General features: G+C 31.2%; 26 protein-coding genes and 2 pseudogenes. 9 read left to right on the top strand and 19 right to left on the bottom strand.

Annotated elements, in window-relative coordinates:
• Positions 1-107 precede the first annotated feature (107 nt).
• The 7 genes and pseudogenes from COI44_RS22770 to COI44_RS22740 all read right to left on the bottom strand — a co-directional run bounded on the left by COI44_RS22770 (position 108) and on the right by COI44_RS22740 (position 6,061).
• Positions 108-1,076, bottom strand: coding sequence for a quinone oxidoreductase family protein (locus COI44_RS22770; protein ID WP_098429925.1), 969 nt, complete (start codon positions 1,074-1,076; stop codon positions 108-110).
• A gap of 18 nt (positions 1,077-1,094) precedes the next feature.
• Positions 1,095-2,063 carry a class 1b ribonucleoside-diphosphate reductase subunit beta gene (nrdF, locus tag COI44_RS22765; RefSeq protein WP_098429924.1) on the bottom strand — a complete coding sequence of 323 codons (969 nt, stop codon included), beginning with the start codon at positions 2,061-2,063 and terminating at the stop codon, positions 1,095-1,097.
• Between the two features lie 160 nt (positions 2,064-2,223).
• A pseudogene (locus COI44_RS22760) lies at positions 2,224-3,180 on the bottom strand (ribonucleotide reductase large subunit); the annotation flags it as partial.
• Between the two features lie 454 nt (positions 3,181-3,634).
• Positions 3,635-4,762 (bottom strand): annotated as a pseudogene (locus tag COI44_RS22755) (ribonucleotide reductase N-terminal alpha domain-containing protein); the annotation flags it as partial.
• On the bottom strand, positions 4,749-5,108 hold the full coding sequence (gene nrdI / locus COI44_RS22750) for a class Ib ribonucleoside-diphosphate reductase assembly flavoprotein NrdI (RefSeq protein ID WP_098429921.1): 360 nt from the start codon (positions 5,106-5,108) through the stop codon (positions 4,749-4,751). The gene nrdI and the pseudogene COI44_RS22755, both read right to left, overlap by 14 nt.
• A gap of 357 nt (positions 5,109-5,465) precedes the next feature.
• Entirely contained in the window at positions 5,466-5,660 is a 195-nt protein-coding gene (locus COI44_RS22745; RefSeq protein WP_098429920.1) for a hypothetical protein, read from the bottom strand.
• 92 nt (positions 5,661-5,752) lie between these two features.
• Entirely contained in the window at positions 5,753-6,061 is a 309-nt protein-coding gene (locus COI44_RS22740; RefSeq protein WP_098429919.1) for a spore germination protein GerW family protein, read from the bottom strand.
• Positions 6,062-6,236: 175 nt separating this feature from the next.
• On the opposite strand from COI44_RS22740, the gene COI44_RS22735 reads away from it, so the two are divergent.
• Positions 6,237-6,422 (top strand): YkvS family protein, encoded by a 186-nt coding sequence (locus tag COI44_RS22735; protein ID WP_056474129.1) that lies wholly within the window; start codon positions 6,237-6,239, stop codon positions 6,420-6,422.
• Between the two features lie 215 nt (positions 6,423-6,637).
• On the opposite strand, the gene COI44_RS24765 is transcribed toward COI44_RS22735, so the two are convergent.
• The 5 genes from COI44_RS24765 to mtnB form a co-directional block, all read right to left on the bottom strand.
• Positions 6,638-6,748, bottom strand: a complete 111-nt coding sequence (locus COI44_RS24765) for a DUF6254 family protein (protein WP_235832784.1) — start codon at positions 6,746-6,748, stop codon at positions 6,638-6,640.
• 823 nt (positions 6,749-7,571) lie between these two features.
• Complete coding sequence (locus COI44_RS22730) at positions 7,572-9,266, bottom strand: M3 family oligoendopeptidase (protein ID WP_098429918.1); 1,695 nt, start codon at positions 9,264-9,266, stop codon at positions 7,572-7,574.
• 213 nt (positions 9,267-9,479) lie between these two features.
• Complete coding sequence (locus COI44_RS22725; protein WP_098429917.1) at positions 9,480-9,926, bottom strand: MarR family winged helix-turn-helix transcriptional regulator; 447 nt, start codon at positions 9,924-9,926, stop codon at positions 9,480-9,482.
• Between the two features lie 74 nt (positions 9,927-10,000).
• Positions 10,001-10,192: an aspartyl-phosphate phosphatase Spo0E family protein gene (locus COI44_RS22720; RefSeq protein WP_025671755.1), complete on the bottom strand. Its 192-nt coding sequence runs from the start codon at positions 10,190-10,192 to the stop codon at positions 10,001-10,003.
• A 463-nt stretch (positions 10,193-10,655) separates the two neighbouring features.
• On the bottom strand, positions 10,656-11,291 hold the full coding sequence (mtnB, locus tag COI44_RS22715) for a methylthioribulose 1-phosphate dehydratase (RefSeq protein WP_098429916.1): 636 nt from the start codon (positions 11,289-11,291) through the stop codon (positions 10,656-10,658).
• Between the two features lie 531 nt (positions 11,292-11,822).
• Between mtnB and COI44_RS22710 the strand changes: the two genes are divergently transcribed.
• The gene (locus tag COI44_RS22710) at positions 11,823-13,565 is read left to right on the top strand and encodes a B12-binding domain-containing radical SAM protein (protein ID WP_098429915.1); all 1,743 of its coding nucleotides are present in this window, start codon (positions 11,823-11,825) and stop codon (positions 13,563-13,565) included.
• A gap of 591 nt (positions 13,566-14,156) precedes the next feature.
• Positions 14,157-14,504, top strand: a complete 348-nt coding sequence (locus COI44_RS22705) for a DUF3905 domain-containing protein (protein ID WP_098429914.1) — start codon at positions 14,157-14,159, stop codon at positions 14,502-14,504.
• Positions 14,505-14,565: 61 nt separating this feature from the next.
• Here the strand turns inward: COI44_RS22705 and COI44_RS22700 are convergent, their stop codons facing one another.
• A complete protein-coding gene (locus COI44_RS22700; RefSeq protein ID WP_179887233.1) occupies positions 14,566-14,967 on the bottom strand; it encodes a DinB family protein in 402 nt (133 codons plus the stop codon).
• 239 nt (positions 14,968-15,206) lie between these two features.
• Here COI44_RS22700 and COI44_RS22695 point away from each other — a divergent pair, with 239 nt between their 5' ends.
• A complete protein-coding gene (locus COI44_RS22695) occupies positions 15,207-15,686 on the top strand; it encodes a spore coat protein (protein ID WP_098429912.1) in 480 nt (159 codons plus the stop codon).
• Positions 15,687-15,714: 28 nt separating this feature from the next.
• On the opposite strand, the gene COI44_RS22690 is transcribed toward COI44_RS22695, so the two are convergent.
• From COI44_RS22690 to COI44_RS22665, 6 genes are all read right to left on the bottom strand, one after another.
• Positions 15,715-16,218, bottom strand: coding sequence for a DUF3189 family protein (locus tag COI44_RS22690; RefSeq protein WP_098429935.1), 504 nt, complete (start codon positions 16,216-16,218; stop codon positions 15,715-15,717).
• A 27-nt stretch (positions 16,219-16,245) separates the two neighbouring features.
• Complete coding sequence (locus tag COI44_RS22685; protein ID WP_098429911.1) at positions 16,246-16,914, bottom strand: DUF421 domain-containing protein; 669 nt, start codon at positions 16,912-16,914, stop codon at positions 16,246-16,248.
• A gap of 98 nt (positions 16,915-17,012) precedes the next feature.
• Positions 17,013-18,233: an NAD(P)/FAD-dependent oxidoreductase gene (locus tag COI44_RS22680; RefSeq protein ID WP_179887232.1), complete on the bottom strand. Its 1,221-nt coding sequence runs from the start codon at positions 18,231-18,233 to the stop codon at positions 17,013-17,015.
• A 141-nt stretch (positions 18,234-18,374) separates the two neighbouring features.
• Positions 18,375-19,439, bottom strand: coding sequence for a class III poly(R)-hydroxyalkanoic acid synthase subunit PhaC (gene phaC, locus COI44_RS22675; protein WP_098429934.1), 1,065 nt, complete (start codon positions 19,437-19,439; stop codon positions 18,375-18,377).
• Between the two features lie 63 nt (positions 19,440-19,502).
• On the bottom strand, positions 19,503-20,246 hold the full coding sequence (locus COI44_RS22670; RefSeq protein ID WP_098233392.1) for a 3-oxoacyl-ACP reductase: 744 nt from the start codon (positions 20,244-20,246) through the stop codon (positions 19,503-19,505).
• 21 nt (positions 20,247-20,267) lie between these two features.
• Positions 20,268-20,780, bottom strand: a complete 513-nt coding sequence (locus tag COI44_RS22665; RefSeq protein WP_098429909.1) for a polyhydroxyalkanoic acid synthase subunit PhaR — start codon at positions 20,778-20,780, stop codon at positions 20,268-20,270.
• A 208-nt stretch (positions 20,781-20,988) separates the two neighbouring features.
• Here COI44_RS22665 and phaQ point away from each other — a divergent pair, with 208 nt between their 5' ends.
• The 5 genes from phaQ (at position 20,989) to nagE (ending at position 24,301) form a co-directional block, all read left to right on the top strand.
• Entirely contained in the window at positions 20,989-21,408 is a 420-nt protein-coding gene (phaQ, locus tag COI44_RS22660; protein WP_098429908.1) for a poly-beta-hydroxybutyrate-responsive repressor, read from the top strand.
• A gap of 47 nt (positions 21,409-21,455) precedes the next feature.
• Entirely contained in the window at positions 21,456-21,965 is a 510-nt protein-coding gene (locus tag COI44_RS22655; RefSeq protein WP_098429907.1) for a hypothetical protein, read from the top strand.
• Positions 21,966-22,028: 63 nt separating this feature from the next.
• Positions 22,029-22,472 (top strand): MaoC family dehydratase, encoded by a 444-nt coding sequence (locus COI44_RS22650; RefSeq protein ID WP_097975797.1) that lies wholly within the window; start codon positions 22,029-22,031, stop codon positions 22,470-22,472.
• Positions 22,473-22,562: 90 nt separating this feature from the next.
• Positions 22,563-22,751, top strand: coding sequence for an alpha/beta-type small acid-soluble spore protein (locus tag COI44_RS22645; protein ID WP_056474082.1), 189 nt, complete (start codon positions 22,563-22,565; stop codon positions 22,749-22,751).
• A 185-nt stretch (positions 22,752-22,936) separates the two neighbouring features.
• A complete protein-coding gene (gene nagE / locus COI44_RS22640) occupies positions 22,937-24,301 on the top strand; it encodes an N-acetylglucosamine-specific PTS transporter subunit IIBC (protein ID WP_098429906.1) in 1,365 nt (454 codons plus the stop codon).
• Positions 24,302-24,678 lie beyond the last annotated feature (377 nt).

Raw genomic sequence — 24,678 nt, 5'->3', positions numbered from 1 at the left:
AACATCTCTCTACTCCTTTTACGAAAATTTGGTAATTTATTGAAAAGGTTGTTTTTAACGGCGTGAAAAAAGAAAAGACCAAAACATAGTAGTTTTGGTCTAATTTCTTAAACAGATAATATGATTTTTCCAGTTGATTTTCTACTTTCTAATAGATCATGAGCTAGCTTACCATCTTTTAAAGGAAACACAGTAGGTTGTTGTACGATTAATTGTTTAGTTGCAATCCAATTAAATAGCTCATTACTTCTACGTAGTCTCTCTTCTTTTGAAATTAGTACATTCCACAAGTCTCCACCAGTTAGTGTTTTTGAAGTATCCATTAACATTCTTGGATCAATATGAACCGGATCTCCTCCAGCCATTCCATAAAATACAACTGTACCGTGAACTTTTGTTGCTTCAAAGCTATCCATGATTGTAGATCCTACTGATTCATAAACAACATCTACACCATTTTTTTCTTTTGTAAACTCTTTTATTTGAGAAACCCAATTATCAGTATATAAAAATACTTCTTTTGCACCGATTGATAAAGCTTTTTCTCTTTTTTCTTGTGATGAGGTTAATCCGATTACCGCTCCACCTTTTAAAAGAATCATTTGAGTCAATAATTGGCCAACACCACCTGCTACTGCATGAACAAGTGCAATATCACCTGATTTTATTTTATAACTATCATTAATTAAATAATGTGCAGTTAACCCTTGAAGCATAATAGACGCAGCAATTTCAAAATTAATTTCATCTGGAATTGGTACAATATGAGATTCCTTTGCAGCAACATACTCTGCATTCGAAAAAGGAACATCTGCAAACGCTACGCGATCTCCTACTTTATAGTCCGTTACATCAGAACCGACTTCTGTAATTATTCCAGAACCTTCATACCCTAAAATATACGGAGGATCACCTGCTAAATGATAATTTCCTTTACGACGATAAATATCTGCAAAATTAACACCTACAGCCTTCATTTCAACTAATACTTCATCGTTTGAAATTTTAGGTTTTGCAATTTCTTCGTATTTTAAAACGTCTGATTGACCAAATTCTCTAAAAACTAGTGCTTTCATTTACATACTTCCTTACATTTAAAATTCAAAGACAAAATCCTCATCTGTTAATTTTTCCACTGTAACTGCTTTTACATACCCATTACCTTTAACAGAGAAGAAATCATGATTTTTTGTATCCGTTTTTAAACCATTTAAAACAATTGGATTAATATCTTCTTCATCAAAATAAGTATCAAAACCTAAGTTCATTAACGCTTTGTTTGCATTATATCGAATAAACTTATTCACTTCATCTACTAAACCAATTGAAGAATATATTTCTTCTGTATATTGTAACTCAATTTCATATAATTGAACTAATAATGACATTGTTTCATTGTAAAGTCGAGTTTTTTGTTCATCAGTAAATTGATCATAAATTTGTTGAGCTAATAGTCCTACAAATACACCGTGAATACTTTCATCACGTAAAATTAGATTAATAATCTCACCACTAGCAGTCATTTTACCTTGACCTGCTAAGTATAATGGGAAGAAAAATCCGCTATAAAATAAGTAACTTTCTAAAAATACACTTGCAACCATTGCCATGTATAACTCTTCATCCGAAACATCACGCTTTAATAGATTTAAATAATAAGAAGAAATTAATTCCGATTTTTTTGTTAAAATTGGATGCTCGTCCACCCATTTAAACAAAGCTTCAATTTCATCTTCTGTAGTAAGAGTTGTAAAAATATGTGAATAGCTTTTTGCATGTACTTCTTCCATAGCACCCATAAATGCTAGTACACTTTTAGCTTGTAAATTTTTAAGATGAACTAAGATTAAAGGCATTCCTTCTCCGCCTTGCTTAGTATCTAATAATGTTAGACCACCCAAAACCTTTTTAAATGCTGATTGTTCCTCTTTTGATAATGTATTCCAAGTATTTTTATCAGATGAAACGACAATTTCTTCTTCAGTCCAAAACTGCGAAAGATTTTGCTTCCAAAACACTAAACTAAAATCATCTTCTTTTTTATTCCAGTTAACAGCTTTCATTCATATTTCCCCCTAATCATAAAGAAAGCTCGATGATATAGAACAATATGCATAAAGCATTCTATATTCGAGCTTTTCATTTTAGATCATTAAGTAATTTAATTTAGATTCAGGTTTAGACGATTGAACTCTTTATATACTAAAGTCCAATACTCCTATTTTATACTGAACAACTTATACATTCTTCTACACTCAATTTACGAGTACGTGTGTAATATAAACTCTTTAATCCTTTTTTATTAGCATAAATATAGTATCTAGCAAGCTCTCGCGTTGAGATATCACTGTTTACATATAATATTGTACTAATACCTTGATCGACATGCTGCTGAATTTCAGCAATTAAGTCGATTAACTTAAATTGGTTAATATCATAAGCTGATTTATAATACCAGAAACTATTTTTTGATAAATATGGCATCGGATAATAAGTTGTTGAATTTGCGTAAGTTCTAGATTCAATAACATTTACAATCGGCATAACTGATGAAGTAGCATTTTGAATATAGCTAATCGATTGTGTAGGCGCGATTGCTAAACGATAACTGTTATATAAACCATACGCTTGTACTTGCTTACTTAATGTAACCCAGTCAAATTCATTTGGGATATAGATTCCATTAAATAATTCCTTTACCTTATCTGATTTAGGTTCAAATGATTTTGAAGTATACTTTTCAAAATAAGTACCTTTAGCATATTCACTCTTTTCAAAATCCTTAAACGTTTTACCAGTTTCTTTAGCGATTAGCATACTTTTTTCAATAGAATGAAAGTTTACCATCATAAAGAATGTATTCGCAAAATCCTTTGCCTCAGCACTTTCATATGAAATTCCATTTTTCGCTAAAAATCCATGCAAATTCATTGCACCTAGACCAACCGAATGAAGTTCTTCATTTGCCTTTTTCACTGTAGGTGCATTCTCTATTTCCGTCATATCTGTTACAGCTGTTAATGCCTCAATTCCAACATGTACAGATTCTCTGATCGCTTTATTTTCCATTACGTTTACAATGTTTAATGATCCTAAATTACAATTCACATCACGTTTGATCGAATCTTCTTCACCATAGTTATTGATGACTGATGTTTCTTGGAGTTGAAAAATTTCTGTCTCTTATATTCAATCAGGCCCGCTACAACCCAATCCGTTCTCTTATGAACTGCTACATGTCACCATGCAGGATAGACTATATCATCACCTTCAGCTCAACCTGGTAAGGTGCTCTGCTTTTCCACTCGCTTTTGAGTGTACTCTACTCGCTTCTTCACTGGAGTTTTTCATCCAGCTATGCTTTCGATAGTCGTTAGGCATTTACTTATCTTAATCTTTCAGAAAGTCTCTTATAGGTAGGAAATTTATTGCGATCTTGATTTGGTTTCTTAATACATTCCTAAATATTATGTTACATCTTGATTAATGAAATTAATAACACTTAATACCTATAAGACATTTACTATAAAACGAATTAAGATAAGATTTAGCACGGTAGATTACCTATTATAAAGGCTTTTCCCGTTTAACAGAGTTTTCGACTAGAATTTCTTCTAGAAGGTGCTAGCTATTAACACAAATTAGACATTTTAATTTCGCCAATATCCTTTAATGCATGCTGCTGATTAGCATTACTTTTATACATTAAATATGGATAACCAGATTCTAACTGAATCGCAGCAATTTTTACTAAAAGATCTCGAGCATTTAAGTCTAGTTTTTTCTTTTTAATACGCTCATTATTTACTAACTCTTCATATCTTTCATCTATATCAAAATCATCTAAATGAATGCCATACTCTTTATACACTGTATATGGTGCGAATACATAGAAAGGTTCATTTTTTTCTGCTAGTTCAAAGAATTTATTTGGAACAATTAAACCGATTGATAGTGACTGAATTCTACTCTTCTCATCGGCATTGATTTTTTTTGTATCAAGAAATTCAACTACGTCCCAGTGGAAAATATTTAAATAGGTTGCACCAGCACCTTTACGTTGTCCAAGCTGGTTAGCATATGAAAATGAATCTTCTAATAGCTTCATAACAGGAACAACACCACTTGCAGCGTTATCAATTTCTTTAATTTGCTCTCCACGTGCTCTAAGTTTTGATAGATTTAGTGCAACACCACCGCCGATTTTTGACAGCTGCATTGCTGTATTAATTTGAAATCCGATTGAATTTAAACTATCGTCCATTTCTAGTAAGAAACATGACACCAATTCGCCTCTTCTACTTCTTCCAGCATTTAAGAAAGTTGGAGTAGCTGGCTGATAGTTTTGTTGAATCATCATTTTTGCTAATTTCAATGCTTTTTCAATATTGCCTCTTCCTAAATATAGTGCAACGATCGCAATTCGATCTTCATATCCTTCTAAATAATGCTTTCCATCATTTGTTTTTAATGCGTAATCTTTAAAGAATTTTGATGCAGCCATATATGATTGAAAAGTGAATCCAGCATTGTATACTAACTCATATAATTTTTCTATTTCATCAAAGGAGTAATCCATCTCAACATTATAATAGTAGTTTTCTTGTATCATATAGTTTAAGCGTTCTTTTAAGGAAGAAAACTGAATCTTTTTATCTTCAACTTCTTTTAAGAAACAAAGAAGCGCTTCTTTATCTTTTGCGAGATCAAAAAAACCATCTTTTTTAATCGTCAATTCATTATTCAGCTCAATATGTCTCAAGCTTTTCCACTCCCTCAATAAAATATTGTACATCTCGACTTGTCCCTGACAGTTCAAACTTTGATAACACTGGAACTTGATAGTCTGATGCTATTTTATCTGCACTTGCTGCAAAAGAATCTCCCCAGTTTTTATTACCACTTGCACTAACTGCTTTTAAATACTCCGAATTACTCTCCAAAAAAGTACTTACGTTTTCAGGTACGTTACCAAATCCTGTAGTATAGGTTACGAGAATATACGGTACTTCAATTTTTAGTCCATCTTTTATTTGGATTGACGGCATTCTAACTTTATTGACAAATCGCTTAACATTGCCAGTCATTGAACTGTAAACTATCACCATATTATCACCCTCGTTAATATGTAAGAATATTGAAAATACTTATATTATATACCTACATATTGTATTACCTTTTTAGAACAAACACAACATATAGGTACTGAATTTAAAAAATAAACATTTCGACAATATGTCTCGAAATAAAACAATATATGAAATTTAACAAATTATGGAGAAGAGTGCAATAAAGTGTAAAACGATTTTTTTGTCAAATGAGGTCATAACATTTTCACAAAATAAGTACTCATTAACACCTTGCGAAATAAGAAAAAAAGCTAAAAAAACTTTTTTTTTTCGCAAACTTTTAATGAGTACTCGATTAAAATAATATTATTTTTGCTTTAGATTTTAACAAAACTGTTAACTTCTAGCTTCTTCCAAGTATGTATAAATTACATGTCCTCCATGCTGAGCAATCCCACGAAAGTGCTTAAAGTCCTCCCGATGAACAATTATTTGTCTAAATGCTAAAAAATCATCTTTTGTAACGCTAATTTCTGAAATCTCACCTTTAACTAGCTGATCAATCAAATTGATAAATTCATTTTGTTCCATATAATCACCCTTTATTATTTTGATCGATTTTTTGATCGCTACAAGAAATAAACTTCAAACCTAACATTAACAAAGAATGCTCTTAATGGAAACTAAATAGTTACATCAAGAATTTTTTCTGTAACCGCTAAATTCATATTTTTATTATTTACTAAAATTACTTCACTTTTTCCATCTTTTAAAACTAAGAATGCTTTAGGAATTACTTCTACTCCTGTTCCAATACTCGCAAACTCGTATGATGAATGAGCTTCGCCTAGCGCTAAAATCATCTCAAAAAATGGTACTAAAATAATGTTTTCAAAAAATAAAATTGGCTCACCTATAAGAGTATTACTACTAACCAAATTTTTAATTTCATTAGATATTTCTACTTCAAACTCTTCAAACCATTCTTTCAACAAACTAACCTCCTGAAAGTGCTACAACCATTTTTGCCTTTCAAAAGGTTTTTAAACATAATTTCTTATGAAAAAAGACAAAATTGTAAAAAAATTTCAATTTTCTCTTTACCTTTAAACCGTTTTCATGCATTATAGAAGGTGTCAAGTCAAAACTTTGTTAGGAGATATGCTCATGAAAATTGCAGAAGCAGGAAATATCATTGAGTTTAAACAGGGATTGAAAGGTAGAGTACAAAAAGTAAATAAAAATTCTGTCATTGTTGACATATCCATAATGGAAAACTTCAGAGATTTAGAAATGGAACCGCTAACAGTCGTAAACCATAAAAATTATAAAATACTAAAAACAGCAGAATAGTTTTAAAATAGTAGATTCTGCTTATATTCATATTTTAAAAAGTTCGAACTACATAGATTTTGATTCTATTAAAATTTTATTAGAATTCTTTACTAAATCAGTCTCAGGTCCCGTGTATATCACGGGACTTTTTTTTATGATTACAAATGAAAATGTGATAAGTGATCTTCACGAAAAAAAATCTGATACCAATCACTCTTTAGTAAAGGAGATGACTATTTTGTTTCTTTGTCCAATTCTTTAAACGATTTTACTTTATCATGTGGCTGATGGTTCGACTTTCTTTCATTCCAAAATCGTTCCTTTTCTTTTTTTGATTTTGTCATTTTCATACCTCCTAAAATTAATCAGTTTCTTGCCATCTTATCATTTCACAAAAAATGAAAATCTATGTTATTTTTTTTTAGAAGGTTTGAACAAAAAAATCGTATAGGACTTTTAGATCTTTTTCTTGATTTTTAAACCGAGCATACCAGAGTTGAAATTAACATTTTTCTTTCTTAGAGAAAAAACACCATCAAAAGATTGAAAAATTCCGTTTATATTTTTTTATCATTTTACCGCTAAATATAAAAAGGAAGACTTTACCTCACCAAACTAGAATTTTTTCTTCTTTTTCTTCAAGTGTCACTCTTAAATGCATAACGACCTAAAATAGTTCTTCAATATCAATGGATCGGACAAAAGAAAAAAGATTACCTCTTCGCCAAGCAATCATCGAGGGAGGTAAAACACGTCTAAAACCTAAATTAATGACCGTATTTGCTACAATAGCTGCTTTACCACCCTTAACATTAAAACGTCTAGTGGTACACTTATTTCGACTTTATTAACGCTAATATTTATTCCAGTTGTAAATGAACTGTTCTTTACTTAAAAACAAAGAAGCATGACAATCCTTAGGTTAGGGTTGACTGAAAATACTTTGCTCATAAATGGTTAATATCAAAATAAAAATGCCATAAATGCCATACTCGTAGCAGGCATTACTTGATTAATTGACGACCACTTTTTCCAACAAACTAAAAAGAGAAAGGAAATACTTCTTTCGCTTTTTAGTTTCATTGTTATTTGAACTTCACAAGAATCATATCTTCATCTTTTCTACCCATATAAAAACTCCGACCTTTAAAAAGTCGGAGTAATTCATTATAAATTTTGATCGTTAACTCCTGCTAGCCATTTTCTAACAGGTTCTAGTGTTTCTTCAATACAGCCATCATTAAATGGAGATTCAAGTTTAGCCTCTTTAACTAAGTCTAAAAATGATTTACTGCCACCTAATTGACATAGTCCAACATAATCGGACCACGCTGAATCTCGGTCTTCATGCATTTTATTCCAAAATTGTAATGCACAAATTTGAGCTAATGTATAGTCAATATAATAGAATGGTGATTGGTAAATATGCCCCTGTCTTTGCCATAAACCACCCTTTTCTAAATAGCTATTTCCATCATTTGCTCGATGAGGTAAATATTTTTCTTCGATGCTCTTCCAAAGTCCGTGGCGTTCCTCAGGTGTTAAATCAGGATTTGCGTAGATTTCATGCTGGAATTCATCTACTGCCACACCATAACTAATAAAAGTAACTGCACTACTTAAATGTGTAAAATAATATTTTTGTGTATCTTCCTTAAAGAATTCTTCTTGCCAAGGCCATGTGAAAAATTCCATACTCATTGAATGAATCTCACACGCCTCAAAAGTTGGCCAGTTATACTCAGGTGTTTCAAATTTTCGACTTTCATAAACCTGGAATGCATGACCAGCTTCATGTGTTAATACGTCAATGTCACCAGATGTTCCGTTGAAATTCGAGAAAATAAAAGGAGCTTTATAGTTTGGAATATAAGTACAATATCCCCCACCTTGTTTTCCTTCCTTAGCAACTAAGTCTAGCAAATTTTCCTTTAACATAAAATTGAAAAATTCACTTGTTTCTTTCGATAATTCATCATACATTTTTTTACCATTCTCAATAATCCATTCAGGATTACCTTTAGGTGTTGCATTACCAGTTACAAATTCGAATTTATCGTCATAGTAATAAAGTTGTTCTACACCAATTCGATTAGCTTGTCGTTCTCTTAATTCGGTAGCGATTGGAACAATTGTTTCAAGAACTTGCTCTCTAAACTTCTTAACAGCATTTGCATCGTAATCCGTCCTCATCATACGAGCATATCCTAGTTCAATAAAGTTTGAGAAACCAAGCTTGTTTGCAATACGAGTTCGGATTTTTACTAATTTATCGTAAATCTCATCAAATTTATCTTGATTCTCCGAGAAGTATCCAAAGTATGTATCGTAAGCTGTCTTTCTAACCTCTCGATCTTTATCCTCGAAATGTGCTGAAATTTGTGCTAACGTTTTCACTTCACCATAAAACGGAAGTTTAGCAGCCGCTACTAACTTAGCGTATTCAGTCGTAAGTTTATTTTCTTCCTGTAAATCCGGAATTACTTCTTCACTTAAAATTTTCACTTCACACTCCGCTAAAGCAAACAATTGATGGCCATATTTTTCTTCAAGTTGCTCTCTAAACGGAGAACCGATTAATGCTTTATAATATTGTTGCCCATATGACTGAACAATTGGAGTGTTCTCATCAAAAAACGCTTGCTCATCCTCATAAAACTTATCGTTTGTATCAACTGAATGGCGAACTGCACATAAATTTTCCATTGTTGAAAATTCATTTCTTAAATCATTGATTTCATTCATTGCTAATTCTTGTTCGTAGACCGTTGAAGCATCATAAAAATTTTGTAGTGAACGTTTAAATTGTTCCCCAAAGTTCTTAATATTTGGTCTAGAATACTGGTAATCTTGAAAACCCATGTTAATCCCTCCATTTTTTGTGATATTGCTATTATATAAAAAAACTTCCTCTAAAAAAACCTAAATCTAAATAAATTTCTGAAAATTTAAAAATTATTTACTTAGAACCTAAAAATAGTATTACAGAAGAACTAGTTTTTTAGCAGCATAAATAGTTGTTTTTAAAAGATAATTGATTAAAAATAAAAAAAGCTCCATTAAATGAGAGCTTTTTTAGTTAGACCCATGGTATCCAATTTTCTTCAATAAATGAATTAGGAAATTTTTTTCTTCATTAGATAGATCACTCATTTGCTCATGTAAAAATTCTTCGTGCACAGGAAAGATTTCTTCCATCAGTTTATTTCCACTTTCAGTTATTTCTGCATAAATTACGCGACGATCTGCACTACAAGGATTTCGATAAACTAGACCCTTTTTCTCAAGTTTATCTACAACATAAGTAATACTGCCACTTGCAATTAATATTTTTTCTCCAATATGTTGAAGTGGTTGATTCCCTTTATGATACAAGAGCTCTAGCACTGCAAATTCAGTTGGATTTAAACTAAAACTAGCAATTGATTTGTTTGCAGAATCATTTATCTTTCTATGAGCTCGCGATAATACAATAAATAGCTTTAAAGAAAGCTCTATATCTTTTCTATTTGTCTCTTCCATAATAATACCCCTTCAATTTCTTTTACATAGTTCATTCTATATTATTATTTTACACTTATTAATCAATCTTAAGATTATTTCAATGAAAATGACTTATTTAATTCCGATAGCAATTTTTTTTGGTATGAAATAATTAACTCGTCCAATTCTTGACTGGCCTTTAAGGTCAAATGTTCGTTTAACCCTTTAGTTTCCGCAAAAAATACCATTTCTTCCCTTTTTAATGAAATAGATAATAATAAACGGCTGAGTTGATATTCATTCATTAGACTGATTCCCTTCTACAGGATGTTTTTTAACAAACCTTTTCATTCATAATCGAATTAATTTCTATTATTCATTCTATCTAATTTATTTAAAATAGATACAATATGAAACCTACTAAGCAAAATTACCTAGTAGGTTTATTTATTTTATGAAATAGCGCTTTTTTCTATCGTTCTTACTTATAAATTAGACGATTTTTTATTAAATCCTGCTTAAAATGATTAATTTTGATTTAAGTGCAATTCTATAGACACTTTTTTCTAAGTATTAGTAAATAGTAGCTATGAACAAATAGTATTGCTCAATTCCTTTAAATACAGTATAGTCTAAAAAAATTTTGTTTAGCAAAACCGACTAGAAATGATCAATTTTAAATAATAGTATAATTTTATTATAAAATAAAAAAGCTGAAATGTAATGGAATTTATTTTCCATTACTATTTCAGCTTTTTTTGCTTGTATTTAGTTGCCTGCTTTTATTTTATGACCTTTAATCATCATTAGTTTTACTTTATAACTTATTAAAAATTCAATTCCTTCTAGCCACTTCTTCGTTTCTAGTGGACTTCTTCCCCAAACAGTGATCCCGTGATTTCTAACAAGAACAGCCCCAAAATCCTTTGTTAAAAATGGAGTGTATGCACGTTTAAAAGTATCCATGTCTTGCGCATTCTCAATGATTGGAATTGTTATTTTATTTTCAAAATAAGAACTTGTTAAGATATGAATCATTTCATTATTTTCAAGTTCTACCTGCCCCTCATCACCAAATAATTCAGAAATAACATTATTATCTACAGTATGTACATGGAGCACACAACTAGCAGATGTTTTTTCGTAAATATTTGCATGAACCAATGTTTCAAGTGATGGCTTTAATACCGTATCAAATACTGGTTCACCAAGATTATTAACTACTATAAATTCTTCATCACAGCGTGCTCTCTTATCCTTCTCATCCGCTGTTACAAGAAATAATAATGGATCGTCTGAAATTTTCATAGACAAGTTTCCACTCGTACCATAAAACCAATCTCTTTTAGCCAAATCACATTTAATATTCGCAAGTTTTTTCCATTGTTCTAAAAATAAACTCATATTTACACCTCCACTTATTTAGACTATCTATTTGGACACCGTTAAAAATTCAAACTATTCATACTATTTAATAAAATTATGTCATGTGTCGGTCTTCATTGTCAATAGTTCTAAGTAAATGAACAATCATCAATTTTCTACAACTTTTATCCATTTTTGATAGTAATTAATGATTTAATACTTTTTTTACATCCTGATTTGACAGCACTCCTATTTTATTGCACAAATAAGTGAAAAATAAAACTTTCTTACTCATTTTGTTATCCTTTCTTTCCCTAGGGAAACTTTTTTGTATTTAGTAAATCATATGTCTTTTTTATAAAAAATGTGAAGAAAATCTACTATAAAATCTGGCAAGTTTCAGTTAGACGAAATCACTTTAGAAGGGACTATAATAACCTAATAAATAAGTAATTTGATATTTGGATTGCTTCTTTTCTTCCTTCATTTTCTATTTCGCTTTTGAAAATTTAGTAATCTCATTATTTTATGATAAAATAAATCGATAATAATTTAGAACGAGGTATATAAATGAACATTGTTTTAGCAACATTAAATGCAAAATATATCCATACTAATTTGGGTATTCGATACATTAAAGCGTATGCTCAGCCTGAATATGATATAGAGCTTGCAGAATATACAATTAAAGACCCAAGTCTTAACATCATCACAGACTTATATAAACGCAAGCCAAAGATTCTTGGCTTTAGCTGCTATATTTGGAATATCGAACAAACAATTGAAGTTATTCGTATGTATAAAAAAATTGATCCTTCAGTTATTATTTTTGTTGGCGGCCCAGAAGTAAGCTATGATGTGAATTATTGGTTAGATCGCGTAAAGGAAATTGACATCATTACGATTGGTGAAGGAGAAATTACTGTTAAGAAATTAATTAATGCTATTGAAAACGGGAATGATTTCACTTCCATAAATGGCATTGGTTATCGAGATGAAGGAAAAAATATCATTAAACCACAGACCGAAAAATTAGATTTAACAACTATTCCATCGCCTTATCGCTTTAAAGAAGATTTACCATTTCTAAGTAAAAGAATTCAATATATCGAAACAAGCCGAGGTTGCCCATTTAATTGCCAGTTTTGTTTATCTTCTATTGAAGTTGGGGTTCGATATTTTAATCGAGAGGTTATCAAAGATGATATTCGATACCTTATGGCAAACGGAGCGAAGGTTTTTAAATTTGTAGACAGAACTTTTAACATAAGTCGTAGTTATGCAATGGATATGTTCCAATTTTTAATCGACGAACATGTTGAAGGAACAGTATTCCAATTTGAAATTACTGGTGATATTATGCGACCAGAAGTCATCGAATTTTTAAATCAAAATGCTCCTAAAGGCTTATTCCGATTTGAAATAGGTGTTCAATCTACAAATGATGCTACAAACGAACTAGTTATGAGAAGACAAAACTTTGAAAAGCTTTGCAGAACTGTCACTCTTGTACGAGATGGCGAAAAAATAGATCAACATTTAGATTTAATTGCTGGTTTACCTGAAGAGGATTACAATTCATTTCGTCAAACATTCAATGACGTTTTTGCTTTAAGGCCAGAAGAACTGCAACTAGGGTTTTTAAAAATGCTAAGAGGCACTGGAGTACGTTTAAGAGCGCATGAACATGATTACGTATATATGGATTATGCTCCGTATGAAATTTTAAGTAATAATGTACTATCATTCGATGATATTGTAAAAATTAAGCAAGTTGAAGACGTACTCGAAAAATATTGGAATGACCATCGAACAAATAGTACAATTGAATATTTAATTAAAAATGAGTTTGAAAGTCCATTTGATTTCTTCCAACTATTTGGTTCATATTGGGAAGAAAGAGGTTGGGCAAGAATCGGCCACCAGCTTGAAGATTTATTTAAGCGTCTAAATGAGTTTTTAACTAAATATCAAATTAAAAACGATAAGATCGTTAAAGATATTATGAAAATTGATTATTACTTAAATCATAAATATAAACCACGTAAACCTTGGTGGGACGAAGTAACAAATCATGATTTCGCGAAGGATATTTATAAACGAATTATCGAAAATCCTGAATATTTAGGTTCAGATTTTATTTCACTTAATTTAAATGAAAAAGAAATTTATAAGCATACATTGATTGAATCACTTTCATTTAATATCGAACATTTCTTACTAACTGGAGAATATAGAACTGGTAATTTTGCGATGCTAGTTTATTTCTCACCTAAAACATTATCGCCTTCATTTTTTACAATTGAAGTATAGTACAAGAGGACAATATTCATTTTGGATATTGTCCTTTTTCATACTCTTGAAAAACAATCTTATTTATTAATTATCAAATTTTCGTAAAAGGAGTTTAGTGAGGTTGATTTCCACTACTGGGTGCTCGCGTTCCATCGGGCGAGATTCTTGAGCCTCATCGGCTAGCCTGCGGGGTCTCAGCCTTTCCGCTTATCCCATAGGAGTCGAGCACTATCCACTCCAATCAACTGATTCATTAAAAAAAGTCTACACTAAAAAGCTAATTTAATATCCTTTACTTAGAGTACAAATAACAGTTTATTAATCAGTTTTAACGTCAAATAACTTTGGATATCAACTTAAACAAATGAGCTTGTTCAATTACTAGAGTTTTTTTGTATAAATACCACTGCTCAAACATATTAACATCAAAAATCATTAAATGATTATCAAAATATTTTTTATAATCAATTTTGATCACTTAATATACTTTTTCCCTATTGACCATTAAATATTGAACACCTCTGAAAGGGACAATATTTTTTAATATAGTCCTTTTGAATTGAATTTACTAAATAGCAAATAATAATTTGTAAGTAGAGGTGATATATAATGAAGAGAAAAAATGAGAAAACTGAAATCGATTCACCGGTAATGAATGATACTTTACCTCATATTTCAAATTTTCCTTCTTTTAAAGGGACAGACATTAAAATGGAAGAACCTTTTGTAAATTCAAAGGGTGTAGTAATTGGAGATAGTAAGTATAGCTCTCCTAACTCTCCAATAAATAATTGGTCTGACGATGTTGATCCATCAGTTATGGCAGGCGACGAATGGGTTCATCCAACAAATGATATAGGTTGGGCAAGTGCAGAAAACACAGACCTATTAGAATCAAAAAAACGAGAACAACCTGCTAAACAATTTATGCATCCACAGCACGAAACGAAAGACTGATTATGTGCAAGATTTTGGGGATAGGAAGAAAGTATCATTTCTTCTATCCCCTATTTTGTCCTTAAAATAGTGCGATATTAATATCGCCCTTTTTTTGGACTAGTAGCATATGTAATTGCGCTCTGTGGTGTGTGAAGTGGACTAAAATCTCTAATAACCATTCGAATTTAGAATATTGTAGACCCCAATATGAAGTAGTTTTTTCAACTAAATCATTTTCTTTCATATTAAAATAGAATTCCTTTAATTCATGAAAGTTTTTTTGTAATAAACTTTTCATATCAACTAGTGATTTACATTCAACCTCGGTATAGTAATTTACCATCATTTCTTGACTAACGCCGCTCATAATTTCCATATCTGCACCAATAAGCTCACACAGATGCTGAACTAACTCCCCGATCGATTTCTTATCTTCAACTGGTCGAAATTTTAAATCTTCCTCATTAATTAAATCAATCATTTCTAAAGCACTTTTTACACATAAACTCAATTGATGAATCACATTTTCTATATACATAAGTTGGGTGGGAAAAGAATGGCGGAATTTTTTTGAATCGGAATTTTTAAGTTCTCGATCAATCCCTCAATAATTTCTACCTTTCTCCCTTTTCCTCCTTTCCTGCTTTGCCTCTACCTTATTTTATCCGTCATATTACCCATTCCTACTGAATAGACTTGTACAATAGAGGAGGGAAAATAATGAGAACATTGGCTTGGCATGAAACCTTAGAATTACATGAAATTGTTGCTACAACTACCTACTATTTATATAAGCTTAAAACAAATATAAAAAATATAACAGATTCAGGATTAAAGGAATTATATAAAACTTCTATTACATTATTTGAAAATAACTTACGGGATTTACTAAAATTTATGAGCAATATTACGATTGGGGAAAGGGATGCAGCGAGCGATAAATTAGCAAGCGAAATGAGTGCAGAAGATTTATTATCAGCAACAAAAGTATTAACAAAAATGTATGCGCATGCACTTACAGAAACCGCTACTCTTGACTTAAGTAATTTATTTATTAAGCAACTAGTATCGGTGAACAATTTGCATGTTCAAATTTTTAGCTATTTATCCAAACAAGGTCAATATTCCGTATTTAATATTAATAAGTTAATCGAAAACGATGCTAAAAAAGCTATGGATGTCATAAATATGTCGTATTAAAAAATGGACGTAATAGAACGTCCATTTTTTAATCTTTGTTGAAGTTTTTATTAGATAAGTCAGTGACCTTTTCAGCTGCTATGTGATGATATCTTTTCGTATTTTCAACTAATTTTATCAAATTTAGATAAGTTTGCTTAGCTCCCAATACAAGTAATGGAACCCCAATAAAATCGATATGTAAAAATCTTGATGTAAATCCACCTAAAGTCATAGCTAATGGTACTGTTGGCGATGTACTTGATAAGATAATTTTATCTTCTTCATTTAATAAAATTTTTCCTAAACCTTCGATCGCTGTCGGCACATTTTTAGTATATCTTTTTGCTACTGTATACACTTGGTCTCCATTTTCATCCTCACCGTGATAAAATAGTTTTCCACCATCTTTTGGTTTTAATTTATTAAATAGGTAGGTATTTTTTACTTCTTCTGTTGTCGGCTGGCGATCAAGTGGTAATTGCTTTAAATGATATGCAGCAGCTAAAGGTGAAGAATGCGTACCTCCAAAACAGTAATAAATATAATATATCATTTATCTCATCCTCAAATTTTTATATTAATACGTATGTAAATGTAATTGTTTTGAATCCCATTCTGCAAAGCATACTTGTTTAAGTGATAAATTTGACTCAGAAAGTTTTTTATGAACCCATTTTTCATCTTTTTTCAACGAGTTAAGAGCTCTTTTAATTATTTTCCCATCACTAATTACGACCACAGGTAAAAATTCTTTTTCCATTTGAATTTTTAAATCCTGTTTAGTAGGCGTATCGAAATTTGATTTCTTCAAGACACTAATCGTACCGTCATTTTCTAAAATAGCATACGCAACTTCACTGACTGCAAAAGTATCCTTTGCTCTTAGCAATTGCATCAATTGATCAGTGTCTAAACGATTTCTTTTCAATTCTTTCCATTGAATTGCTCCATGTCTAATAACAATAGAAGCATCACCTTCTAGGAACTTTCTTGCCCACATTGACTTTTGTGTCAAGACCTCAGTAAAAAATATTAATGCACCCCAAACAAATATACTAAAAAGAATTTTTGGTAGATTTGCTTCTTTATCATATATTCCATCTCCTAGTATATTTCCTAACACTAGTGACGAAATCAAATCAAATGGCGTTATTTGTGTAATTTGTGTTTTTCCATTAATTTTAACGACAATAAAAAGAGCTATATAACCTAAAAACAACTCTGTAAACATTTCATGATAACTCATGTAATACACTCCTATATTTTTATTACCTATTAAATTTTCTTACTACTTTACTCTTTTTATACATAAAATTGGTAATTGATCAACATTCTAATTAAAATTTAATGATTCATATAAATATTTGCGTCTGGATGAGACCCGATAGTAACTAGATCTTTTAATATTTTAGCTAATATATAACTATAAACCGTTCCATTGCCACCATAGGCCATTAAAAAAAGGCAATTAGGATATTCATCGTATTGTCTAATCATTGGTAAGCCGGAATGTGTTCCTCCAAATGTACCTGTCCAATAATATTCTGCTTTAGCTTCTTTATAATGAGGAAACAACTCTATTAAATTTTTTATTAGCTGCTCTTTTTTATGAAATAACATAGATTCACGTTTTTCTGGTATTATTGTAGGTTCGTCAAGTCCTCCGACAATTATTCTTCCATCAACTGTAGTCCGGAGATATAAATATGGTCTTGCCGTCTCCCAAATTAAACAATTTTCATACCATGCATTTTTTTTCTCTACTAGAGGTTGTGTTACAATCGCAAATGTCGAAGCTAAAATTGCATTTTTCTCACTTTTTACTTCTAACGATTCATAGCCTCCAGCAAAAATAACTTTTTTTGTACGAACCGTATGTTTATTTTTAGTAAATAGTTGTACCCCTCCATCTGTACCGATGATCCGAGTTACCTCTGTATCCGAATACACCTTCAATCCTCGTTTCAGAGCATATAAAAGTAAGCCGTGTGCGCATTTATATGGATTTACTTCAGCATCATCACTTGTGAACAGTGCAACTTCTTTTGTGAAATTAAACTTCTCTTCAATTTGCGATTTTGTAAATCGTTCAACATTAAAACCATTTTCTTTTAATGTTTTATATTCCAAATCAATCATTTCTTTACCATCTAAATTACTAGCATAATATAAACTTTTTCTTTTTATAAAATCAGGATTAATTTCAATTGTTTTTGACATTTCTTCAAGACCTTTAATTGCTTCTACACATAATTGATAATGACGGACAGCTTTTTCTTTTCCATATGAATTAATAAACGAATTTAAAGTTTTGTCATTTGAATATTGTAAGAGCCCAGTATTTGCACTAGTACTTCCCTGTACTACTTTTTTTCGTTTATCTAGTAAAACGACTTTAGCTCCTGTTTGACTTAAGAAATATGCACATAAACTCCCTGATTCACCACCTCCAACTATTACAAAATCACAATCTAAATCTTCATCGAGTGACTTTATATTTTCTAGTTCGGGTTGTGAATCAGTGTAAGTCGTTGGCCAATACAAAACCCCGCTAATACTTTTCACATCTATTCTCCTTTCTTCGGAACATATTTAAGGTAGTTTTTGTCAGTTGAATAAAAAAAATCCCACTTTTTTAAAAGTGAGATTTTTTAACGTAATATAGATAATTTTTAATACGAAAGGATTTTTAGAAATTTACTGAAATTATGATCTTTCAGCTAACCATTTACCTATTGTCGGATATGTCGTTTTTAATGAAACAGGTCCAAACATAATTGATACATGGCCCGATGGTATCGAAACATACTGCTTATCTACGCTAGAAATATGCTCATTTAATGCTTCAACTTGGCAAGGCATCGCAATATGGTCTTTCGTAGCAGAAATATTTAAAACATTAGCTTTAATGTTAGATACATCTACTTTTCTTCCTCTAATTTCTAAGTCACCGCTTAATAATTTATTTTGTTGGTAAAACTCTCTAATCCATTGGCGATATGCTTCACCTGGGAATGGAATACCATCTGTAACCCATTTTTGCATTAACTGCCATGATTTAATAAACTTTGTATTATCAGAACGATCCAATAATGTTACATAAGGTCCAACAAAATTAGTAACTGGTTTTAACATTTTGTTACCAAAATCGATCATTTCAGGAGGTATATTCCCTAATGTATCAACAGCTTTATCAAGTGCAAAGTATTTTTCATTTAAAAATGCACCATATAATCCTGTATCTGAAAAATCGAATGGACTAGTTACAAAAATTAAGTTTTTAATTGGTGCATTTTCATAAAGTGATGCGTAAATACTTGTTAAAGTACCACCCATACAATATCCTAACATCGATAATTCTTTTGCACCTGAAAAACGAAGTACTTTATTTACCGCTTTTGCAATATAGTCGTGAATAATATCGTCAAATTTCAAATGACGATCTTCATGACCAAAAGTTCCCCAATCTAATAAATAAACATCAAATCCTTCATTAACAAGATACTCAACAAAAGAGTTCCCCTTTGTTAAATCAAGAATATACGGTTTATTAATTAGAGCATAGATAAGAAGGATTGGAGTCTTTTTAACCTTTTTTGTAGTTGGAATATAATGATATAATTTACTTTTATTTTTCGTCCAAATCACTTCTTTAGGAGATTGACCTACTAAAGGTTCTCCCTCTTTAATAAGAATATCTGCAGTTTTCTTCAATCTTTTGTATGATTCTTTTAATCCGCTCGGAAGCGATTCCGTAGCTTCTTCTAACATTTGTGAATTAAACAACACATTTCCCCCCTTTTGATCTTAAAAAAGGTAATCTATAAGTAAGACTTAAACGTAAAGTCCGCCATTTACATTAATCTGTTGACCAGTAATGTACTCGCCACCTTCACATAAGTAAATAACAGCTTTAGCAATCTCTTCTACAGTACCAAATCTTCTTTTTGGTATTCTTGATTTAATTTGCTCTTTTACATTTTCTGGAATTTCGTTCACCATGTCAGTTTCAATAAATCCTGGGCATACAGAATTTACTGTAACGTTTGTTTTTGCTAATTCAAGTGCTAATGATTTAGTAAATCCAATCATACCAGCTTTTGCAGCAGAATAGTTTGTTTGGCCGAATCCGCCTGCCTGACCAATAACTGATGAAATATTAACGATACGAGCGTTATCAGATTCAAGTAAGTATGGTAAAGCAGAATTACATGTGTTATAAACACTACTTAAATTCACATCAATAACCTCATGCCAATCTTCTGCACTTAGTTTTTTGAAACTACGGTCTCTAGTAATACCAGCATTATTAACAATTATGTCTAATCGGCCAAAATGCTCAACCGTACGATCAATTAATGCTTTCGCTTGATCTAAATCAGCAACATTAGCTTGCACTGCTAACGCTTCATAACCATTTTCAAAAAGTTCATCTACCACTGCTTTTGCGTGTGCTTCACTATTATTATAATTGATTACAACTTTTGCGCCTTTTTCTGCTAAAGCAAATGCTATACCTTTTCCTATCCCTTTTGCTCCACCTGTTACGATCGCTACACGATTTACTAAATCCATTATCATTTCTCCTTTTTTAACTAATTATTGTTTTGTTGGTTGTTTAGTAGTTAATTGTTGTAAAAGTTTTTCAATGTTAGCCATTGAAGATTTTAGTTGTTCAATGCTTTCGATTGAAGACTTTAAATCACTAACTTGTTGATGAATTGATTTGGTTTCAGCTTTCAATTTTGTAAGATCTCGTTTAACTGTCACAATGTCTAACTCTTTTTTCAATGCTGCTACATCTAACTCGGGTTGGGAATCTAAAAATAATTGATCTTCTAATGTATCTACTTTCGATTCTAAATTAATCACTAAGCTAGCTACATTTGCGATATCTTCTTTAGATGCAATATTCGAAGCCTCTAAGAAAGTTTTTGATTGATCATTCAACATCTTTTTACAGAATAGATTAAAATCTATTACAGAACCCATCCACTCGGAAAATTCTTCTTTCTGAACATATTCGTTCATCATTTTTCCAAAGTATTTTTCATTTACATCATACATTTGCTTCCACATTTTTAATGGATCTGAATAATTTTGCTCTGACATGTTAATCCCCCTCACTACTTTTAAGTATAGAAAACAAGCTAACGACAAAACAATCCAATGTTTTCGCGATATTTCTACATCTCTTGTCGAAATTTGTTTTTTAATATTCATTATATTTAAAATACATTGACAATAAATTTAACTAAGTGTAAATTACACCTAAGGGATGATGATTCCATTACTACGATATAGGGGGGAACATTACTTTATGACAACAAATGAAAAGGAAACAAGTAAAAAAAGTAAACACGAAACTTCTGAATCAATTACATTGCCTAAAAACTTCTTAGTTCCCTTTCTACTTCTTAGCCTCAAGCAATGGAATATGCATGGCTATAAATTAATGCAAGTATTATTTGATTTAGGTTTTACTACGCTTGATTCAAGTAATGTTTATCGAATTCTAAGACAACTTGAAAAAGAAAGTTATATTAAATCTAGTTGGGAATATGGAATGGAAGGTCCGGCAAAGCGAATTTACTCAATTACAGATGCCGGAGAGGAATATCTAAAATCTTGTCATAATTCATTTACTCAATATAATCAGATGCTCCAAACATTTTTTTCGATTTACACAAATTCATTCTTTCCATTTAGCAACTCTGATCAAAGTTTTAAAGATGATTGAAATTGCAGTAATGCATTCAATAATAAATTTTTTTGGAGGAAACACTAATGACTGAAAAAACAATCGAATTACAAACTGAACTTGCAGCTGAGAATTTTCAAAAAATGCTTCAATATTTGTTAGACAATCAATTACAAATTCAACAATGGACAGAGTCTTTATTCCAGGAACAAGCAAAACAATGGAAAACGTTAAATGAGCAAGTGCAAGTACAACAACAAGAGTCTTACGAGCAGTTCCAAGAAATGATTAAGTTATTAAATGAAATTAAGCCTACTATTAATCAAGAAACTTATGAAAAAACTTGGAAAAAATTAGTTGATCAGTTTGCTCCATTTCAATCTTTATGGACAAATATGAATCAAAGCCCATATCAACCATTTTTTCAAGCTATGAGTACATTTTCAAATCAACAACAACAATTTTTTCAACAATTTTTTAAACAACCATTAAATAACACACCTTACACTGCTTGGACGAACATGTACCAACAGTTCCAAAAAACTCAAGAAGATTGGTTTAAAAACTTACAAGAATTCTCATTCACTAAACTATAATCAATATAGTTAAACAATTTTCTTGATTAGCTAGACATTTCATCAAGGAGAGGATGAAACAAAATGAATGTTTTCGAAAGTGCAAGACATGTACAGGAAGTTCATTTTGACTCCATTTCAGTTGGTGACGAAGCTACTCTTGAAGTTAAAATTACTGCAGAGTTAATTGAACAATTTGCTGCAATTTCAACAGATGTAAATCCAATTCACTTATTAGATGATTTTGCAAAAGAAAGCATCTTTAAGGAAAGAATTGCACATGGCATGTTGATTTGCAGCTTTATTTCCTCAGTATTAGGTACAAAACTACCCGGCAAAAACACCATTTACCTATCTCAAGAAGTATTTTTCAAAGCACCAGTAAAAATTAATGACACAATTAAAGTAATCGTCAGTGTTGTACGTAAAAGAGATGATAAAAAATTATTAACGCTCCAAACGAATGTATATAATCAAGAAAATGTACTCGTCGTTGAAGGATCAGCGTTGGTTAAAAAGTTAACATAACCCTAATATGACTGTATTTACCAAGCATGATAAAACCCTAAATGTAAAAAATAGAATTGTAAGCTATTACTTACAGAAAGGGAGATAATCATGACAAGAACAAATAAATTATTAGTTCCAGGTGTAGAACAAGCACTTGATCAATTTAAATATGAAATCGCTAACGAATTCGGTGTAACTTTAGGATCCGATACAACTGCACGCTCAAACGGATCAGTTGGTGGCGAAATCACTAAACGTTTAATTGCTCAAGCGCAAAGTCATTTAAAGGGTCAATAATTAAAGAAAAACAAACTATATAAAATGGCTTAATATAGGGGGAGATTTAATTCTTCCCTTTTTATTTTTAATTTTTTTGGAAGAAAATAGCAATTTTTATCTTAACTAGTTGTATAGACAAGTTAAAGCTTTTAAGTTATTATTGAAAGCGTAATCATTATAAAAATTTTCGGAGGGAAAATAATATGCTTAGTTTCTTACAACGTATTGGTAAAGCATTAATGTTACCAATCGCTGTCCTTCCAGCTGCAGGACTTTTACTGCGCTTTGGACAACCTGATCTACTAGACATACCGTTTATGGCGGCTGCTGGTAATGCAATTTTCTCTAATCTTCCATTAATCTTTGCAATCGGTGTTGCAATCGGTATTTCAAAGGATGGAAATGGAGCCGCCGGTCTTGCAGGTGCAATCGGTTACTTTGTATTAACTGCAGGAACAACAACGATAAATAAAGATATTAATATGGCTGCCCTTGGTGGTATTATTACAGGGGTAGTAGCTGGACTTCTTTACAACCGTTTCAGTGGTATTAAATTACCTGAATGGTTAGGATTCTTTAGTGGACGACGATTCGTTCCAATTATAACGTCAGCTACTATGCTTGTATTAGCAGGAATATTTGGTTATGTATGGCCAGCTATTCAAGATGCAATTAACTCTGTTGGTAACTGGATCATTGATATCGGTCCAATCGGAGCTGCAGTATTCGGTTTCTTAAACCGTATTTTAATCCCACTTGGATTACATCACGTATTAAATACAATTTTCTGGTTCAACTTAGGTGACTTTACTGATGCTGCTGGTAAATTAGTTCACGGTGACTTAAACAGATTCTTCGCTGGTGACAAATCTGCTGGTGCATTCATGACTGGTTTCTTCCCTATTATGATGTTTGGTCTTCCAGCTGCTGCATTTGCAATGATCGCTGCTGCAAAACCAGAAAGACGTAAAACTGTTGCAGGTATGTTTATTGGTCTTGCTTTAACATCTTTTTTAACAGGTATTACTGAACCAATCGAATTTGCATTCATGTTCATTGCTCCAGTACTATATACGTTCCATGCAATCTTAACTGGATTATCAATGGGGCTAGTAAATGCTTTAGGAATTAAAGATGGTTTTACATTCTCAGCTGGTTTCATGGACTACATTCTGAACTACAATATTGCAACTAAACCTATTCTTTTAATCCTAATCGGTTTAATCTTTGGTGTAATTTACTTTGTAGTGTTCTACTTCGCAATTAAGAAATTTAACATTAAAACACCAGGTCGTGAAGACGAAGAAGTTGAAACTGATGAAGTAACAACTGAAATTGGTGATTCTTTATACCTACAAGCTCTAGGTGGAAAAGAAAACTTAACAAATATTGATAACTGTACAACTCGTTTACGTTTACAAGTAAAAGATGCTTCTAAAGTAAATGAAGCACTTCTTAAAAAAGCTGGTGCTCGTGGAGTTATTAAATTAGACGATAAAAACGTACAAGTAGTTGTAGGTACAAACGTAGAGTTTGTTGCTGAAGACTTGAAGAAAGAAGTTAAATAATTGATTTTAAAAGCTTGTCCATATGGGCAAGCTTTTTTCTTCCTTATTTTGCTGATTAAGGGATTTATGAGTTGGTGAAAAAGCTAAAATTGAAGGATATATACTTATGAGGGGTTCATGAGGAACTAAATAAACTAAATCATGAATTATACTTCCTCATAAGTAGTTCATGAGGAACTAAATAAGCCTAAACTTGAATCTTACTTCCTTATAAGCGGTTCATGAGGAACTAAATAAGCTAAATCATCAATTATACTTCCTCATAAGGGCTTCATGAGGAACTAGATAAGCTAATTCTTGAATCTTACTTCCTCATAAGCGGATCATGAGGAACTAAATAAGCTAAATCATGAATCTTACTTCCTCATAAGCAGTTC

The sequence above is a fragment of the Bacillus sp. AFS088145 genome (assembly GCF_002564465.1).
Classification (GTDB): Bacteria; Bacillota; Bacilli; order Bacillales; family Bacillaceae_G; genus Gottfriedia.
This window is presented reverse-complemented; position numbering and strand designations above follow the sequence as displayed.

Bases quoted from the DNA above. Each gene is read 5' to 3' on its own strand.
- COI44_RS22770 (WP_098429925.1), bottom strand. From the start codon at position 1,076: ATGAAAGCACTAGTTTTTAGAGAATTTGGTCAATCAGACGTTTTAAAA.
- nrdF (WP_098429924.1), bottom strand. From the start codon at position 2,063: ATGAAAGCTGTTAACTGGAATAAAAAAGAAGATGATTTTAGTTTAGTG.
- nrdI (WP_098429921.1), bottom strand. From the start codon at position 5,108: ATGGTGATAGTTTACAGTTCAATGACTGGCAATGTTAAGCGATTTGTC.
- COI44_RS22745 (WP_098429920.1), bottom strand. From the start codon at position 5,660: ATGGAACAAAATGAATTTATCAATTTGATTGATCAGCTAGTTAAAGGT.
- COI44_RS22735 (WP_056474129.1), top strand. From the start codon at position 6,237: ATGAAAATTGCAGAAGCAGGAAATATCATTGAGTTTAAACAGGGATTG.
- COI44_RS24765 (WP_235832784.1), bottom strand. From the start codon at position 6,748: ATGACAAAATCAAAAAAAGAAAAGGAACGATTTTGGAATGAAAGAAAG.
- COI44_RS22730 (WP_098429918.1), bottom strand. From the start codon at position 9,266: ATGGGTTTTCAAGATTACCAGTATTCTAGACCAAATATTAAGAACTTT.
- COI44_RS22725 (WP_098429917.1), bottom strand. From the start codon at position 9,926: ATGGAAGAGACAAATAGAAAAGATATAGAGCTTTCTTTAAAGCTATTT.
- COI44_RS22720 (WP_025671755.1), bottom strand. From the start codon at position 10,192: ATGAATGAATATCAACTCAGCCGTTTATTATTATCTATTTCATTAAAA.
- mtnB (WP_098429916.1), bottom strand. From the start codon at position 11,291: ATGAGTTTATTTTTAGAACAATGGAAAAAACTTGCGAATATTAAATGT.
- COI44_RS22710 (WP_098429915.1), top strand. From the start codon at position 11,823: ATGAACATTGTTTTAGCAACATTAAATGCAAAATATATCCATACTAAT.
- COI44_RS22705 (WP_098429914.1), top strand. From the start codon at position 14,157: ATGAAGAGAAAAAATGAGAAAACTGAAATCGATTCACCGGTAATGAAT.
- COI44_RS22700 (WP_179887233.1), bottom strand. From the start codon at position 14,967: ATGATTGATTTAATTAATGAGGAAGATTTAAAATTTCGACCAGTTGAA.
- COI44_RS22695 (WP_098429912.1), top strand. From the start codon at position 15,207: ATGAGAACATTGGCTTGGCATGAAACCTTAGAATTACATGAAATTGTT.
- COI44_RS22685 (WP_098429911.1), bottom strand. From the start codon at position 16,914: ATGAGTTATCATGAAATGTTTACAGAGTTGTTTTTAGGTTATATAGCT.
- phaC (WP_098429934.1), bottom strand. From the start codon at position 19,439: ATGTTAGAAGAAGCTACGGAATCGCTTCCGAGCGGATTAAAAGAATCA.
- COI44_RS22665 (WP_098429909.1), bottom strand. From the start codon at position 20,780: ATGTCAGAGCAAAATTATTCAGATCCATTAAAAATGTGGAAGCAAATG.
- phaQ (WP_098429908.1), top strand. From the start codon at position 20,989: ATGACAACAAATGAAAAGGAAACAAGTAAAAAAAGTAAACACGAAACT.
- COI44_RS22655 (WP_098429907.1), top strand. From the start codon at position 21,456: ATGACTGAAAAAACAATCGAATTACAAACTGAACTTGCAGCTGAGAAT.
- COI44_RS22650 (WP_097975797.1), top strand. From the start codon at position 22,029: ATGAATGTTTTCGAAAGTGCAAGACATGTACAGGAAGTTCATTTTGAC.
- COI44_RS22645 (WP_056474082.1), top strand. From the start codon at position 22,563: ATGACAAGAACAAATAAATTATTAGTTCCAGGTGTAGAACAAGCACTT.
- nagE (WP_098429906.1), top strand. From the start codon at position 22,937: ATGCTTAGTTTCTTACAACGTATTGGTAAAGCATTAATGTTACCAATC.